The sequence below is a fragment of the Corynebacterium sp. 045007 genome (assembly GCF_040743205.1).
Classification (GTDB): Bacteria; Actinomycetota; Actinomycetes; order Mycobacteriales; family Mycobacteriaceae; genus Corynebacterium; species Corynebacterium jeikeium_D.
In genome coordinates, this window is the sequence record NZ_JBFLKW010000030.1 from 1 (window position 1) to 14,274 (window position 14,274).

Consider the following 14,274-nt stretch of genomic DNA (forward strand, 5'->3'; position numbering starts at 1 on the left):
CACGAAACAGGACGACCAGCCCTCTACGACAACGCTATCGACACCGACTACACCCACTCAATCGGCATCCAGAAAGGCCAAATCTAACCCCCGCGACACGCCGAGCCAGACACACATTTTGACCCTTAACCCGAAATTGGTTGCCTAACAAAGGTTAAACGAAAACTCCCTCCCGGATACCCGGAAGGGAGTTGGTCTGAGCGGATGACGGGACTCGAACCCGCGACCCTAACCTTGGCAAGGTTATGCGCTACCAGCTGCGCTACATCCGCAAATACGCTCGCCCATAAGGGCTTACGTGGTGCGCGATACTAGGATTGAACTAGTGACCTCTTCCGTGTCAGGGAAGCGCTCTCCCACTGAGCTAATCGCGCTGGGTTAAAAGCTATATGAAAGCTTTCATGCGCAACCCCCTTCTAAGAGAAGGGGGCTTTGCACTGAGCGGATGACGGGACTCGAACCCGCGACCCTAACCTTGGCAAGGTTATGCGCTACCAGCTGCGCTACATCCGCAAAATACGTTCGCCTATAAGGGCTTACGTGGTGCGCGATACTAGGATTGAACTAGTGACCTCTTCCGTGTCAGGGAAGCGCTCTCCCACTGAGCTAATCGCGCAATACATCGAAACCGGTAAGGAATCTCTGCTGAGGTGGAAACGGGAATCGAACCCGTGTACACGGCTTTGCAGGCCGTTGCCTCGCCACTCGGCCATTCCACCGTGAGGCTGCCGCCTCAGTGGTTGCCTCGAAGTTATACCACATGGCCTAACTTCTTGAGAAACCAGAGCGGATGACGGGACTCGAACCCGCGACCCTAACCTTGGCAAGGTTATGCGCTACCAGCTGCGCTACATCCGCATCGCGTTGCAAGGAGGGCGAAAAGAGAATCTCAATTGCTCCCTTGCGGTGCGAAAAATACTTTAGCGTGATTGTGCGATTGATTACAAATTACCAGGTGAACATCTGTATTGTGCCTGTGGGCGTAGGGCTAAAGACCAATCTTTGATGCCTCTGAATCGCAACATTGTCATTTATTCGCTTTCGCGGGTTTGTTACTGGACGGCTATCGAGTCGCTATCGTCATGGACTTCCATCGGTGGGGTAAAAAATCTTCGAACTGCGCAATCGCAAACGCAATGCAACCCAATTAGGGAAATTTCCAAAACGCGTGCTAACTTATTCCGCAGAGCAGCAAAGGCTTAGTGCTTTTCTGTCCGAGTCCCATAGCTCAGTGGAAGAGCGTTCCGTTCACACCGGAAAGGTCGCTGGTTCGAACCCAGTTGGGACTACCATTTAAAACCCCGGTCGACGCATCGTATAAAAACGGCGCGGCCGGGGTTTTGCTGTGTGACCTGAACTATATTCGTCCCTCTCGGGAACTTTTCTGGGCTACCATCCGACAATAGGTATAAGGGCAGCGGTCAGACTACTGCTGTTCTTCTCGAACTGTCCCGCTTAAAGGAGTTGAACTGTTCAAGTGAGTCCCCGGGTCGCTTCAGGCGAAACGTTTCGGTTCTCAAAGTCGGGTTTCCGACGTGCAGTAGCCGCCGCTGCGGCGCTTGCGGTCTTTGCCGGCGCATCCGTTATCAATGCAGCCCCTGCGAGTGCTCATGATTCCGTCCTGTCATCGAATCCAGGTGACAAGCAGGTTCTCGATGAATTTCCGCACCACGTTTCTCTCAAGTTCTCCGGCAAGCCCAAGAACAATTTCAACACCGTTGCAATTAGTGATGCAGATGCCAAGGAAGTCCTGTACTCCCACGAGCCAGAAGTAGTGGGTAATGAGGTCTCTTTGGATATTCCTGAGGAGATTAATCCAGGGCCTGGCAACTACATTATTGGTTTCCAGATTACCTCTTCTGATGGTCACTCCACCCGAGGAAAGACCTCTTTCTCAGTGGCTGATCCGGATGCTGCTGGCGCAGCCGAAGCTGGGGCAGAATCTCGTCAAACCGGTGCGCACGCCGAGGAAACGAAGTCAATACCGCTATGGGCTTATGGCCTCGGTGGTGGACTCATCGTCATCATCGCCGCTGTCGTCACCGTTATTAATCGAAAGGCAAAATAGGCACATGAAGCTCAATCGCACTGCAACTGCACTGATTGCTGGTTTCGCAGCTCTGACCCTTGCTCTGGCAGGTTGCTCATCCGACGATAACACTGCTGCTGAGGTGACTGAGTCTGCAACCTCCACTGCGACCGAGGCTACTTCTGAGATGGACAAGAGCGATGCTGCTGTGCAGCTGGCCGATGCCTACATCAAGGAAAAACCGGCTGACAAGGGCATGACCGCCATCTTCGGTACGCTGACCAACAACACCGATAAGGACATCAAGGTTTCCTCCTTCAAGCTTGAGGGGCTGAAGGAGGGCACGAAGTTCGAGCAGCACGACACCAAGGACGGCAAGATGTTCGAGGTGCCGGAAGGTCTGACGATTCCGGCTAATGGTGAACTCGTTCTCGGACCGGGTAGCACTCACTTCATGATCATGGACAATGATGAAGCTATGGATGTGGGAGCTGAGTACAAGCTCGTCATTGAGCTTTCCGACGGCTCTAGCATCACCCAGGACGTTGAGGTTCGTGTCCAGCCGGCGGGTGAAGAGGACTACGGTAATGACGGTGACCTGAACAACCCAGAGCATATGGGCGGCGGTGAGATGGATCACTCGGGCCACTAATTCTTGTGACAAGTTGGTCAAGCAATGGCTCGTCGTAAAGCGGGCGTGAGCTCAGGTGCGTCGAGGAATTGATTAACTGGATCTAATGGTGGCAGAAGCGCTGGAGTTGGCAGGTTATTGCGGCATATGCATCGAACTCCGGCGCCTTTCTTTTTCCGAAAAAGGTTTTCGATACGGTCGAATTGGATAGGCCAGTGGTTGCGTTGAAGCCATTGAAAAATCGTTGGATTCCCAGCCACCTTATGTGCTCCAGTTTGAAGTAATCAGAAAGGTAAGAGTGCACAACATGTCCGAAGGCTTTTCTAGAAGGCGTTTTCTTGGCGGGCTCGGCACCGCCGCAGGAGCCTCAGCGCTCGCCCTGGGGGTGCCGGAAGCCCAGGCGATTGGGTTGGAACGTCCACAGGAAGAGCCGCCGAAACCGCCTTTGCAGACAGCAACCGTACCTTTTGATGGGGCTCATCAGGCGGGGATTGCGACGCCCGCACAGGCGAATCTATGGCTAATAGCCTTCAACGTAAAGAAGGGGGTTAATCGCAATCGTCTCCAAAACCTCATGCGTGCCTGGACCGATGACGCTCGCCGAATGACAGCCGGCAAGGCTACTCGAACGGACTTGGAGCCTGAGCTCATGGGGAGTCCGGCCAATCTGACTATCACAGTTGGATATGGGGAAAACTTCTTCACAATCATCGATAGGGAAGACCAGAAGCCCGAGTGGCTGGAGGATCTGCCAAAGTACGTTAACGATGAGCTCCGCCCGGAGTGGAACGGTGGAGACCTGTGCCTGCAGATTTGTGCGGATGACCCGGTAATGGTCTCCCACGCGGCCCGAATGATGATTCGAAATTCGGGCTCTTATTTGGACGTCCATTGGGTGCAAGCTGGCTTCCAGCACGCCAATGGTTCTAGGCAGGAAGGCGAGACCCCGCGCAATCTCTTCGGTCAGAAGGACGGTACGGTCAACCCGCGCACTCGTGAAGAATTCGACAAGCAAGTGTGGATTGACAGTGGCCCGGATTGGTTGCGGGGCGGTACAGCGATGGTTGTCCGCCGTATCGAAATGGATATTCCAGGCTGGGATGTCTTGGACCGCGAAAGCCGCACTGTTATTACCGGCCGAGATATCGGCACCGGTGCGCCAATTGGAGGTAAGGACGAGTTTGAGACCGTCGACCTGGCGAAGACTGATGAATATGGTCTGCCTCTGACGGATCCGAACAGCCATGTTGCACTGTCCATGCCTCCGAAGGAGAAACCTAATCAGCGGATTCTGCGACGGGTCTACAACTATGACCTGCCACCGGAACCGAATGGTCGATTCGAGACCAACACCGGCCTGGTATTCATTTGTTTCCAGAAGGACCCGTTGGAGCAGTTCAATCCGATTCAGGAGCGGCTGTCCAAGAACGACCGTCTCAATCAGTGGATTTTCCACATTGGATCCGCCGTGTTTGTTATGCCGCGAGGAACTTCTGAGGAGGAGTACTGGGCGCAGGACCTTTTCGAGGCCTGAGTTTTGACCGTGCGGTAAAGTGTGTGAACGACTGACGAAGGTCACCAGGTATGTGATTTTCGAAGACACTTTGAAAAGGAGTACACGCACGCCGTGTCAGAAGAATTTGCAACCCCAGCACCGTTTTCCGTGCCCGCAGGAGTTTCTGCGGGCGAGGCGATGAGAGACCTGGGTTTCCCGAACAAGGGCGTTGACGCCATCGTTTGTGTCCGCGACCCTGAAGGCAATTTGAAGGATTTGTCCTTTAAGCCAGAAGTGGAAACCGTCTTCGAGCCCGTTCCGGCGAATACTCCGGACGGTCGCGATGTCATCCGCCACTCTGCGACTCACGTGATGGCTCAGGCCGTGCAGTTGGAGTTCCCTGGGACGAAGCTGGGCATTGGCCCTGCCATCGACAATGGTTTCTACTACGACTTCCGTGTCGATGAACCTTTCTCGCCGGAGGATCTCAAGCGCATCGAAAAGCGTATGAAGAAGATCATCAAGTCTGGTCAGCGGTTCGAGCGCTTTGCGTTCGAGTCTGCTGATGAGGCGCAGGAAGCGCTTGCCGACGAGCCGTATAAGCTCGAGCTGATTGTTGAAAAGTCGGCCGGCAAGGTGTCCGAAGATGATGAGGCCAATGTCGACGTCGGTGGTGCAGGTACGACCTTGACCGGCTACCGCAACGTCAATCCGCGTACTGGCGAGACCGAGTGGTTTGATCTTTGCCGCGGCCCGCACGTGCCGACCACTCGTTACATCCCTGCTTTTAAGATCACGCGTTCTTCCGCTGCGTACTGGCGGGGTGACCAATCTCGAGATAACCTGCAGCGTGTTTACGGCACTGCGTGGGAGTCCAAGGAAGCGTTAGACGAGTACCTTGACCGCATGCTCGAGGCTGAGAAGCGCGATCACCGCCGTTTGGGCTCCGAGCTGGATTTGTTCAGCTTCCCGGATGAGATTGGTTCTGGTTTCCCGGTATTCCATGTCAAGGGTGGCATCATCCGCAACGAGATGGAGCAGCACTCCCGTCGCCGTCATATCGAAGCGGGCTATGACTTTGTGAACACGCCGCACGTAACTAAGGGTGACTTGTTCAAGAAGTCTGGTCACCTGGACTTCTACGCGGATGGCATGTTCCCGCCGATGCAGCTCGACGGCGAATATGACGAACACGGCAACTGCACCAAGGCTCCGCAGGACTACTACGTCAAGCCGATGAACTGCCCGATGCACAACCTCATTTTCGCATCGCGTGGTCGCAGCTACCGTGAACTTCCGATTCGTATGTTCGAGTTCGGCACCGTCTACCGCTACGAGAAATCAGGCGTTATCCACGGTCTTACCCGAGCCCGTGGCTTTACGCAGGACGATGCCCACATCTACTGCACCGAGGATCAGCTGGAAGAAGAGCTCACTAATGTCCTCGACTTCATCATTTCGCTTCTGCGTGACTACGGCCTGGATGACTTCTACCTGGAGCTGTCTACGAAGGACGAAAAGAAGTTCGTCGGCTCGGATGAAATTTGGGAGAAGTCCACAGCTATTCTCCAGCGCGTTGCCGATGCTTCTGGCCTCGAGCTCGTTCCTGATCCGGGCGGAGCCGCTTTCTATGGTCCGAAGATTTCCGTCCAAGCCCGCGATGCCATCGGCCGTACTTGGCAGATGTCGACGGTACAGCTCGACTTCAACCTGCCGGAGCGCTTCGAGCTCGAGTACACCGCACCTGACGGAACCAAGAAGCGCCCCATTATGATTCACCGTGCGCTTTTCGGCTCCATCGAACGTTTCTTTGGCGTCCTATTGGAGCACTACGCAGGTGCTTTCCCGGCTTGGCTGGCTCCGGAACAGGTTGTTGGTATTCCGGTTGCGGATGACTGTATCCCACACCTGGAGGACTTTGCTGCACAGCTGAAGTCTCGTGGCATCCGTGTCCACGTGGATACGTCCGATGACCGCATGCAGAAGAAGATTCGCAACCACACCCAGGCCAAGGTTCCGTTCATGATTCTGGCTGGTGCCCGTGACATTGAGGCAGGTGCCGTCAGCTTCCGGTTCCTCGATGGCACCCAGATTAACGGGGTGGCAGTTGAGAAGGCTGTGGACATCATCTGTGATTGGGTTGCTTCGCGGAATAACGAACAGCCGAACAAGGAGAATGTCTCTGCTCTCTAGAGGTCGTTAACGCTCTCTAATTCGACCGCGTTGTTTTAACTGGTGAACCACGCGTGGTAATCCAAAGAAGTTGACCGCGAGGTCGTAAACTACAGCAGAGAAATATATGTGGTCGGGGCTCGAATGGGGACCCGGCCACGCAACGAAGGGGATGGCAGTGAATCAGTCGGGAAGTGAAGAGTTGCCTCCGCAGCAGCAGGGCAATGCCGGCCAGCAGGAATCGTCTGATGGCGTATACGTCGACAGCGGTTACGGCGAACCGGATCGGCTCACGCGCTTATGGGCACCGTACCGGCTGGATTACATCGTCAAGCGTGGTGTGCATAACTCCAAGCCATCCCGTAACCCCTTCGTTGATTTGCCGAAGCAAAGCGATGAGGAAGCACTCATTATCGCTCGCGGCGAGTGGGTGTACGCCGTTCTGAATCTGTTCCCGTACAACCCAGGGCACCTCATGGTGGTTCCATATCGCGAAGTCGCCAACCTTGAGGACTTGACCGACGAAGAAACAGCCGAGATGATGCGATTTGCCAAGCATGCGGTTCGTACCCTCAAATCGGTTTCGCGTCCGCACGCCGTCAATGTAGGTTTCAACTTGGGCAAAGCCTCCGGCGGTTCGGTCGCCGATCACCTGCATATGCACGTCGTACCGCGCTGGTCGGGTGACAGCAATTTTATGACCGTGATCGATGGCACCAAAGTGTTACCGCAGGCTCTTCGTCAGACTCGCGAGTTGCTTGCCGACGGCTGGCGTGCCCTTAATCAAGAGGATGGGGCAGCATGCTGAGTGTCCGTGGCAGGGCTCCAATCCGCCCAGTAGTTGAACCGATTGCCGCTGCACTTTTGCGGGTCGGCATTAGCCCGAACACGGTCACCCTGGTGGGAACGGTAGTTTCCGTTCTGCTTGCGGTAATCCTGATTCCTACCAACCATCTTTTCGCAGCTGCGGTGTCAATCGCTATTTTCACTGCTTTTGACCTGCTCGATGGCACGATGGCCAGACTGCGAGGGCGGGGAACGAAATACGGAGCGACGCTGGATGCTTCCTGTGACCGTATTACGGATGCTGCACTGTTCGGGGCGATAGCGTATTGGGTGGTGTATCACCATGGCGCGGATTCAGTGCTGCTCATTCTGACACTGATTACCATGGGATCGTCCCAGGTCATTTCCTACGTTAAGGCTCGAGCAGAGGCTAGCGGCCTCAAGGTCAACGGTGGTCTCGTCGAACGTGCGGAGCGCCTGATTATCGGTCTAATTGGCGTCGGGCTCCAGGGGCTTGGCGTGGACTATGCCCTCTACGTCGCGATGTGGCTCCTGGCGATTGGGTCGGTATTCACCGTCGTTCAGCGCTTGTACATGGTGGCTAAGCAGCCAGGAGCGTTGGATCCCATCGCCCCGCCAGAAGGTGCAGCTGATAGTTCATCTATCAACCCTGACTCTGCTACGAAGTCCACGGGTTCGGCTGATTCCAACAACTAAAGGAGGATACGATGACTAGTTTCTTCCTGCCTCGCTCGAAAGATGATTTCGTTGCGCTCGGCTATATGGCCGGGTGGAAGATTTTTGGTCTGCTGCCGGAACGCGTGGCCTACACGATCGGCAACATAGCCGCCGATCGTGTAGCAGCAAATCCAGCGACTACCCGCCAGCTTCGAAAGAACCTGGCTCGCGTTATGGGCTGTCCGCCTGAGGAAGTGCCGCAAGGTCTTATTCGGGCTTCCATGCGTTCCTATCTACGCTATTGGGTGGAGGCATTCCGGTTGCCCTCCATCGCGTCGCCAGAGTTGGCAGACACGGTCGAATCCACCAGCGATGGGCTCGAACGAGTTGCTGAGGCCCTCGAGGCCGGAGATTCCATCGTCATCCCACTGCCGCATTCTGGTAACTGGGATATGGCAGGTATGTGGCTCGTTTCCCGCCATGGTCGGTTCAGTACCGTGGCGGAACGGCTGAAGCCAGAGGTACTTTACGACGCTTTCGTGGAGTACCGCGAATCCCTCGGATTCCACATTCTCCCGCTTACCGGTGGCAAACCCGCGATGCCGGAACTGCAGAAGCGATTGGAAGAAGGTGGCGTTGTGTGCCTGCTGTCTGATCGTGACTTCGGCGGCCACGGGGTCCCGGTCACTTTTTTCGGCGAGCAGACGACAATGCCGGTCGGTGCAGCAAAGCTGGCACAGGACACGGGCGCTCGGCTTATGCCCGCGGGCCTGTCCTACACGCGCGATGGTTGGCGTTTTGTAGCGCATCCATTCGTGCCGACTGAGGGGCGCGATCTACCTGACATTGTCCAGGACATCGCTACTGTTTTTGAATCTGATATTGCCCAGCATCCAGCGGATTGGCACATGATGCAGCCACTGTGGCCGGCGGATAAGAAGAGGTCAAAGTAGCCGTGCGAATCGGAATGGTGTGCCCGTACTCGTTCGATGTCCCAGGAGGGGTTCAAGCTCACGCGATTGACTTGTGTGAGGAGTTTATCCGTCGCGGCCACGAGGTCAGTCTTATCGGCCCAGCTAGCGCGCAGGCGGACGTGCCGGATTTCGTTGTTCGAGGTGGTGCCGCCATCCCGATTCCGTATAACGGCTCGGTCGCTCGGCTATCTTTTGGTCCCCGCACCAGCCGTCGAGTCCGCACATGGATTGAGGAGGGTAGCTTCGACATTCTTCATATCCATGAGCCGAATTCGCCCAGTTTTTCAATGCTGTCGTTAGTAAACTCGGTCGGGCCGATTGTCGCGACCTATCACTCTGCGGCGACGGACTCCCTAGCATTGAAGTTGGCCACGCCATTTTTGCGGAAGTACCTTGAACGCATTCGGGGAGGCATCGCTGTCTCGGAAGTGGCTCGTCGCTGGCAGGTTGAGCAACTCGGCGGCGACCCGGTTCTCATTCCCAATGGTGTCCGTGTTGGAGATTTCGAGTCCTGCCCGGCCGCCTCATCGTTGCCTGAGATTCCGCCACGGCGTGAAGGGGTCTATCGGCTTGTCTTCCTCGGACGCTTCGACGAATCTCGTAAGGGCTTTGACGTCTTGCTCGACGCGTTGCCAACAATACGTGCGGAGATTCCACAGCTTGAGGTCTGTGTCGTTGGTGATGGTGATATCGCGGCAGCTCGTCGTAAAGCGGGCAGAAACGCAGATGTCCTGCATTTCGTCGGCAGACTGTCGGAGGATGCTAAGGCGTCAATACTCGCCGATGCGGATGCGTACATTGCCCCGCAGCGTGGTGGGGAGAGTTTCGGCATCGTGCTGGTAGAGGCGATGGCGGCGGGTGCGCCGGTGATCTCCAGCGACATCGATGCGTTCAAACTCGTGCTTGACGACGGCCATTACGGGCTTCACTTTGAAAACGGTAACTCCGCAGACCTTGCGGATGCAGTCGTACGCCTTTTGACGCAGCCAAAGTTGGGGGAGGAGCTTCGCGCACTCGGGCATAAGCGGGCTTGGGAGTATGACTGGTCGCAGGTCGCCGACGGCGTTCTGCGTGTGTACGATACGGTGCGCATGGACGGCGAAAAGGTCGTCATTGCGCCATAGAGATTTCCGTCGTGGCAGCTGATTAAACGCAGCGGAGTGAAAGTGGGTTTTCGGTGGACGTAACCGTTCCAATCTGGGTCGTTGTCCTAGTCATTGCGCTGATTGTCGTACTCGTTGGCGGTTTGGTGGCTTCATCGACAGCGACGCGTTTGAACCGTATGCACATTCGCACGGACTTGGCGCGTTCTTCACTGGAAGCGGCGTTGGGGCGAAGGGCCGCAGTCGCTCGTGCCGCCTACCCGGAACTCGCCGGGGTAGTGGCGAAGGTGGAAGCCACACCACTTAGAGCCAACAACACTGGGCAGCGTGCAGACGTGGAAAACGAACTGACTAGGAAAATTGTGGCGCTCTATGGGGAACAGCCCGTGGACCGGACGATGGCAATTGAGCTTTCTGACGCCCATACGCGGCTCGAGCTCGCCCGCCGTTTCTACAATGATGCGGTGACGGATACGAAAGCACTGCGAGCCAGGCCGCTAGTGCGCGCGCTGCGGCTGGCGGGCACTGCACCTGAACCGGAATATTTCGATGTTGCAGATGGACTGACAACGGCTTAATTGTGGGAAAACCCGCTGTTGTGCTGGAAGTTCGCGGTGTTTTCTGACTCAATGAACAGCACTGTCTAGTTCAGGCGTTATAGTGTTAAACGACTACAAACAGTCACATTCACCAGTTTTATTAGGGAAGTAGGGTTCGTTGAGCACGGTTGAGAACAACTCCGGGCAGGGCACCGCACGCGTCAAGCGCGGTTTCGCTGAGATGATGAAGGGCGGCGTCATTATGGACGTCGTTACTCCGGAGCAGGCCAAGATCGCTGAGGATGCCGGCGCAACTGCCGTGATGGCGCTGGAGCGCGTCCCCGCCGATATTCGCGCAGAGGGTGGCGTGTCACGTATGTCTGACCCGGACATGATTGAGGGCATTATCAATGCCGTCTCCATTCCGGTTATGGCCAAGGCCCGTATCGGCCACTTTGTTGAGGCACAGGTTCTGCAGTCCCTCGGTGTTGACTTCATTGACGAGTCCGAGGTTCTGACCCCGGCCGACTACTCGAACCACATCGACAAGTTTGACTTCACCGTGCCGTTCGTCTGTGGCGCGACCAACCTGGGTGAAGCTCTGCGCCGCATCAACGAGGGCGCTGCCATGATTCGCTCGAAGGGCGAGGCCGGTACCGGTGATGTCTCCAACGCTGTGACTCACATGCGCACCGTCCGCGCTGAGATTAACCGTCTGCGTTCTATGGCTCCGGACGAGCTCTACGTTGCCGCCAAGGAGCTGCAGGCACCGTACGAGCTGGTACGCGAGGTCGCTGAGACCGGTAAGTTGCCAGTCGTGCTGTTCACCGCAGGTGGCATTGCAACTCCGGCTGACGCTGCAATGATGATGCAGCTCGGTGCTGAGGGTGTCTTTGTTGGTTCCGGTATCTTCAAGTCCGGTGATCCGGAGAAGCGCGCCAAGGCTATCGTCCAGGCAACCCAGCACTACGATGATCCGAAGGTCATCGCCGATGTCTCCCGCGGTCTCGGCGAGGCAATGGTCGGCATCAACGTCGACGAGATTCCGCAGCCGCACCGACTCGCTGAGCGTGGCTGGTAAAAATGGCTAACATCCGCGAGGTATTAGATTTGGAGCAGATTGACCGGGACATTTTCCGTGGCCCAGTCATTAAGTCAATCCTGCAGCGCACTTTTGGTGGCCAAGTTGCCGGCCAGTCCCTCGTCGCGGCGACGCGCACGGTGGGTAATACCTTCGCGGTGAACTCCCTCCACGCCTACTTTGTAGGCCCGGGCCGCCCCCATATCCCGACGGTGTACATGGTCAAGCGTATTCGCGATGGACGGTCTTTCTGCCACCGCTCCGTCGAAGCTGTGCAAGATGGCCGTACGATTTTCGTCATGCAGGTCAGCTTCCACCGTAAGGGGGATGAGGGACTCGAGCACTCTGACGTGATGCGCAAGGTGCCAGATCCTGAAGATGTGGTCACCGACACCTCTGAGATGACGAACACACGTCGTCTACTAATGCGCGAGTGGGCGGACTGGGATATCCGGGTAGTGCCAGATGATCAGTTCGAACACAACAAGTACACCCCGTCCCAGCAGCTGGTATGGTTCCGGTGCAAGGATCGCCTGCCGGATAACGAGACCTTCCACGTCTGCACGCTGGCGTACATGTCGGATATGACTTTGCTGTCATCGGCACTCGTTCCGCATCCAGGCGTTGAGGTCCAGGAAGCCAGCCTCGACCACGCGATGTGGTTTATGCGTCCGTTCCGTGCGGATGAATGGCTGCTCTACGACCAGATTTCGCCATCGGCGCACGCGGGTCGCGCACTGACTCACGGTCGCATCTTTAACCAAAAGGGCGAGCTCGTGGCCGTCGTCACGCAGGAAGGGCTGACCCGAAGCCTGGCCCCGGGTGTCGAGCCCGTGCCAGTGGCGACGAACTTCGATGCTCGCAGTGAGAACCTAGATTAATGACACAGGAAACAATCGGTATCCTCGCTCTTCAGGGCAACGTTGCCGAACACGGATATGTGCTTGACCAGCTCGGCGTCCCGCACCGAAAGGTGCGCTTGCCCCGTGATCTGGAAGGGCTTAGCGGCCTAATTTTGCCCGGCGGCGAGTCCACAACCATGAGCAAGCTGATGGTCTTCAATGAGCTTGAAGACCCGCTGCGGGAAGCCCTCCGCGATGGCCTTCCGGCATATGGCACCTGCGCCGGCATGATTTTGGTTGCCGACGAAGTGCTCGATACCCGTCCGGATGCCGTTAGCCTGGGGGCGATTGACATCACCGTCCGTCGTAACGCATTTGGCCGGCAAGTGGATTCCTTCGAAACTGACTTGGATATTCCGCAGCTGGCGATCAGTGGTGACCAGCCGCCTGTACACGCCGCCTTTATTCGCGCACCGTGGGTCGAGCGTGTCGGTGATGATGTTGAGGTGCTAGCGCGGGTGCCAGAATCGGCTGGAGAGACCGCAGGTACAGTGGTCGGAGTACGGCAGGGGGCTGCGATGGCCACCAGCTTTCACCCGGAGTCGACGGGGGAGACGCGGCTCCACGAGTTCTTTTTGCGAGAGCTTGTCGGCATTTAAATCCCCGGTTTGTATAATGAACACCTGACGAATTCCCATCTACATGGGTATTGACGAGAGGAATGGTAGGAACTAGCACATGGCGGGTCATTCAAAATGGGCAACCACAAAGCACAAGAAGGCTGCTAATGACGCCAAGCGCGCCAAAGAGTGGGCAAAGATGATCAAGAACATCGAGGTCGCGGCTCGTACCGGCGGCGGTGATCCTGCTGGTAACCCCACCCTCGATGACATGATTAAGAAGGCCAAGAAGGCCTCGGTTCCCAACGACAACATTGAGCGTGCCCGCAAGCGTGGTTCCGGCGAGGAGTCCGGCGGTGCTGACTGGGAGACCATTGTCTACGAAGGTTACGCACCTGGCGGTGTCGCTTTGATTGTGGAGTGCCTGACCGATAACCGTAACCGTGCTGCTTCCGATGTGCGCTCGGCGTTCAACAAGAACAACGGCAACATGGCAGACAACGGCGCCGTGGCTTACCTGTTCGAAAAGAAGGGTGTCGTCGAGCTGCCGAAGGGCGAGCTGACCGAGGATGACCTGCTTATGGCGGTTCTCGATGCTGGTGCAGAGGAGGTCAACGACCTGGGCGAAAAGTTCGAGGTTGTCTCCGCCTTTACCGATCTGATGAATGTCCGCACCGCTCTTGTCGATGCCGAAATGGAGTATGACTCCGCAGATCAGGACTACCGGGCTTCTACCACGGTCGCTCTCGATGCTGACGGTGCACGCAAGCTCTTCCGTCTGATTGACGCTCTCGAAGAGTCCGACGACGTGCAGAACGTCTACTCGAACGCCGACATCAGCGACGAGGTTATCGCCGAACTCGAAGACTAGGCGTTTGCTTGGCGACGGTTCCGCTGACCGGCTTCCCGGCGTTAAAGGATGCTCGTGCAGGGTAGTCTGCAGCGCTGAATTGCGCGGCGAGCTGGTGTGAATGGAAGATCCCCATCGGAGAGTCGTCCGATGGGGATTTTTTTGGGGGGAGAGAGACAGACAGAGTCAAAGAGTGTGTCTGATCCTCAGGATAGCGACTGGTCAGAGCCCGCCTGCGGGTAGCTCCACACCCTGGGGTTAAGGAGAAAAACTGACAACCCGACACACTGGCAACCTCAAAAAATTACGGGCTGCGCGTGTGAATACGGCTGCAAATGTGAAACTGTGCAGGTTTATGTCACTTTCAGACGATTTTTCAGGGGTAGGGTCAGGCGGTCATTGCATCATGGATAACACCAGAGATTACCTCCCGGGGAGTTAACCCGTCGAGCACTACCCGTGGCCGGTTATTCA

The 14,274-nt window shown here is 56.4% G+C and carries 13 protein-coding genes and 7 tRNA genes; 14 read left to right on the plus strand and 6 right to left on the minus strand.

The window, feature by feature from the left end:
- Positions 1-199 precede the first annotated feature (199 nt).
- The 6 genes from AB1Z34_RS10740 to AB1Z34_RS10765 form a co-directional block, all read right to left on the minus strand.
- Positions 200-272: transfer RNA gene (locus AB1Z34_RS10740), tRNA-Gly, on the minus strand.
- Positions 273-299: 27 nt separating this feature from the next.
- Positions 300-374 (minus strand) — tRNA-Val (locus tag AB1Z34_RS10745).
- Between the two features lie 66 nt (positions 375-440).
- Positions 441-513, minus strand: a tRNA-Gly gene (locus tag AB1Z34_RS10750).
- A gap of 28 nt (positions 514-541) precedes the next feature.
- Positions 542-616, minus strand: a tRNA-Val gene (locus tag AB1Z34_RS10755).
- Positions 617-648: 32 nt separating this feature from the next.
- Positions 649-719 (minus strand) — tRNA-Cys (locus AB1Z34_RS10760).
- 66 nt (positions 720-785) lie between these two features.
- Positions 786-858, minus strand: a tRNA-Gly gene (locus AB1Z34_RS10765).
- Between the two features lie 359 nt (positions 859-1,217).
- Here AB1Z34_RS10765 and AB1Z34_RS10770 point away from each other — a divergent pair.
- From AB1Z34_RS10770 to AB1Z34_RS10835, 14 genes are all read left to right on the plus strand, one after another.
- Positions 1,218-1,292, plus strand: a tRNA-Val gene (locus AB1Z34_RS10770).
- A gap of 185 nt (positions 1,293-1,477) precedes the next feature.
- Entirely contained in the window at positions 1,478-2,068 is a 591-nt protein-coding gene (locus AB1Z34_RS10775) for a copper resistance protein CopC (protein ID WP_115597554.1), read from the plus strand.
- 4 nt (positions 2,069-2,072) lie between these two features.
- Positions 2,073-2,681 carry a copper chaperone PCu(A)C gene (locus AB1Z34_RS10780; protein ID WP_367158338.1) on the plus strand — a complete coding sequence of 203 codons (609 nt, stop codon included), beginning with the start codon at positions 2,073-2,075 and terminating at the stop codon, positions 2,679-2,681.
- 286 nt (positions 2,682-2,967) lie between these two features.
- Positions 2,968-4,194 carry a Dyp-type peroxidase gene (locus AB1Z34_RS10785; RefSeq protein ID WP_038628860.1) on the plus strand — a complete coding sequence of 409 codons (1,227 nt, stop codon included), beginning with the start codon at positions 2,968-2,970 and terminating at the stop codon, positions 4,192-4,194.
- Positions 4,195-4,353: 159 nt separating this feature from the next.
- Positions 4,354-6,348, plus strand: coding sequence for a threonine--tRNA ligase (thrS, locus tag AB1Z34_RS10790; RefSeq protein ID WP_222865459.1), 1,995 nt, complete (start codon positions 4,354-4,356; stop codon positions 6,346-6,348).
- Positions 6,349-6,499: 151 nt separating this feature from the next.
- Positions 6,500-7,135, plus strand: a complete 636-nt coding sequence (locus AB1Z34_RS10795) for an HIT domain-containing protein (RefSeq protein WP_042388668.1) — start codon at positions 6,500-6,502, stop codon at positions 7,133-7,135.
- Positions 7,129-7,830 (plus strand): phosphatidylinositol phosphate synthase, encoded by a 702-nt coding sequence (gene pgsA / locus AB1Z34_RS10800; RefSeq protein WP_048731329.1) that lies wholly within the window; start codon positions 7,129-7,131, stop codon positions 7,828-7,830. The genes AB1Z34_RS10795 and pgsA overlap by 7 nt, the downstream gene beginning before the upstream one ends.
- 11 nt (positions 7,831-7,841) lie before the next feature.
- The gene (locus AB1Z34_RS10805; RefSeq protein ID WP_367158339.1) at positions 7,842-8,744 is read left to right on the plus strand and encodes a phosphatidylinositol mannoside acyltransferase; all 903 of its coding nucleotides are present in this window, start codon (positions 7,842-7,844) and stop codon (positions 8,742-8,744) included.
- 2 nt (positions 8,745-8,746) lie between these two features.
- A complete protein-coding gene (locus tag AB1Z34_RS10810) occupies positions 8,747-9,889 on the plus strand; it encodes a glycosyltransferase family 4 protein (RefSeq protein ID WP_048731326.1) in 1,143 nt (380 codons plus the stop codon).
- A gap of 53 nt (positions 9,890-9,942) precedes the next feature.
- Positions 9,943-10,446 carry a hypothetical protein gene (locus AB1Z34_RS10815; protein ID WP_048731324.1) on the plus strand — a complete coding sequence of 168 codons (504 nt, stop codon included), beginning with the start codon at positions 9,943-9,945 and terminating at the stop codon, positions 10,444-10,446.
- Positions 10,447-10,585: 139 nt separating this feature from the next.
- Positions 10,586-11,488, plus strand: coding sequence for a pyridoxal 5'-phosphate synthase lyase subunit PdxS (pdxS, locus tag AB1Z34_RS10820; protein ID WP_076771783.1), 903 nt, complete (start codon positions 10,586-10,588; stop codon positions 11,486-11,488).
- 2 nt (positions 11,489-11,490) lie between these two features.
- Positions 11,491-12,369 carry an acyl-CoA thioesterase II gene (locus AB1Z34_RS10825; protein ID WP_016422678.1) on the plus strand — a complete coding sequence of 293 codons (879 nt, stop codon included), beginning with the start codon at positions 11,491-11,493 and terminating at the stop codon, positions 12,367-12,369.
- Complete coding sequence (gene pdxT / locus AB1Z34_RS10830; RefSeq protein WP_076771782.1) at positions 12,369-12,989, plus strand: pyridoxal 5'-phosphate synthase glutaminase subunit PdxT; 621 nt, start codon at positions 12,369-12,371, stop codon at positions 12,987-12,989. Before AB1Z34_RS10825 ends, pdxT begins: the two co-directional genes overlap by 1 nt.
- A gap of 79 nt (positions 12,990-13,068) precedes the next feature.
- Positions 13,069-13,821 (plus strand): YebC/PmpR family DNA-binding transcriptional regulator, encoded by a 753-nt coding sequence (locus AB1Z34_RS10835; protein ID WP_048731316.1) that lies wholly within the window; start codon positions 13,069-13,071, stop codon positions 13,819-13,821.
- The last annotated feature ends 453 nt before the right edge of the window (positions 13,822-14,274 follow it).

Bases quoted from the DNA above. Each gene is read 5' to 3' on its own strand.
- AB1Z34_RS10795 (WP_042388668.1), top strand. From the start codon at position 6,500: ATGGCAGTGAATCAGTCGGGAAGTGAAGAGTTGCCTCCGCAGCAGCAG.
- AB1Z34_RS10825 (WP_016422678.1), top strand. From the start codon at position 11,491: ATGGCTAACATCCGCGAGGTATTAGATTTGGAGCAGATTGACCGGGAC.
- AB1Z34_RS10835 (WP_048731316.1), top strand. From the start codon at position 13,069: ATGGCGGGTCATTCAAAATGGGCAACCACAAAGCACAAGAAGGCTGCT.
- pdxT (WP_076771782.1), top strand. From the start codon at position 12,369: ATGACACAGGAAACAATCGGTATCCTCGCTCTTCAGGGCAACGTTGCC.
- AB1Z34_RS10780 (WP_367158338.1), top strand. From the start codon at position 2,073: ATGAAGCTCAATCGCACTGCAACTGCACTGATTGCTGGTTTCGCAGCT.
- thrS (WP_222865459.1), top strand. From the start codon at position 4,354: ATGAGAGACCTGGGTTTCCCGAACAAGGGCGTTGACGCCATCGTTTGT.
- AB1Z34_RS10785 (WP_038628860.1), top strand. From the start codon at position 2,968: ATGTCCGAAGGCTTTTCTAGAAGGCGTTTTCTTGGCGGGCTCGGCACC.
- pgsA (WP_048731329.1), top strand. From the start codon at position 7,129: ATGCTGAGTGTCCGTGGCAGGGCTCCAATCCGCCCAGTAGTTGAACCG.
- AB1Z34_RS10805 (WP_367158339.1), top strand. From the start codon at position 7,842: ATGACTAGTTTCTTCCTGCCTCGCTCGAAAGATGATTTCGTTGCGCTC.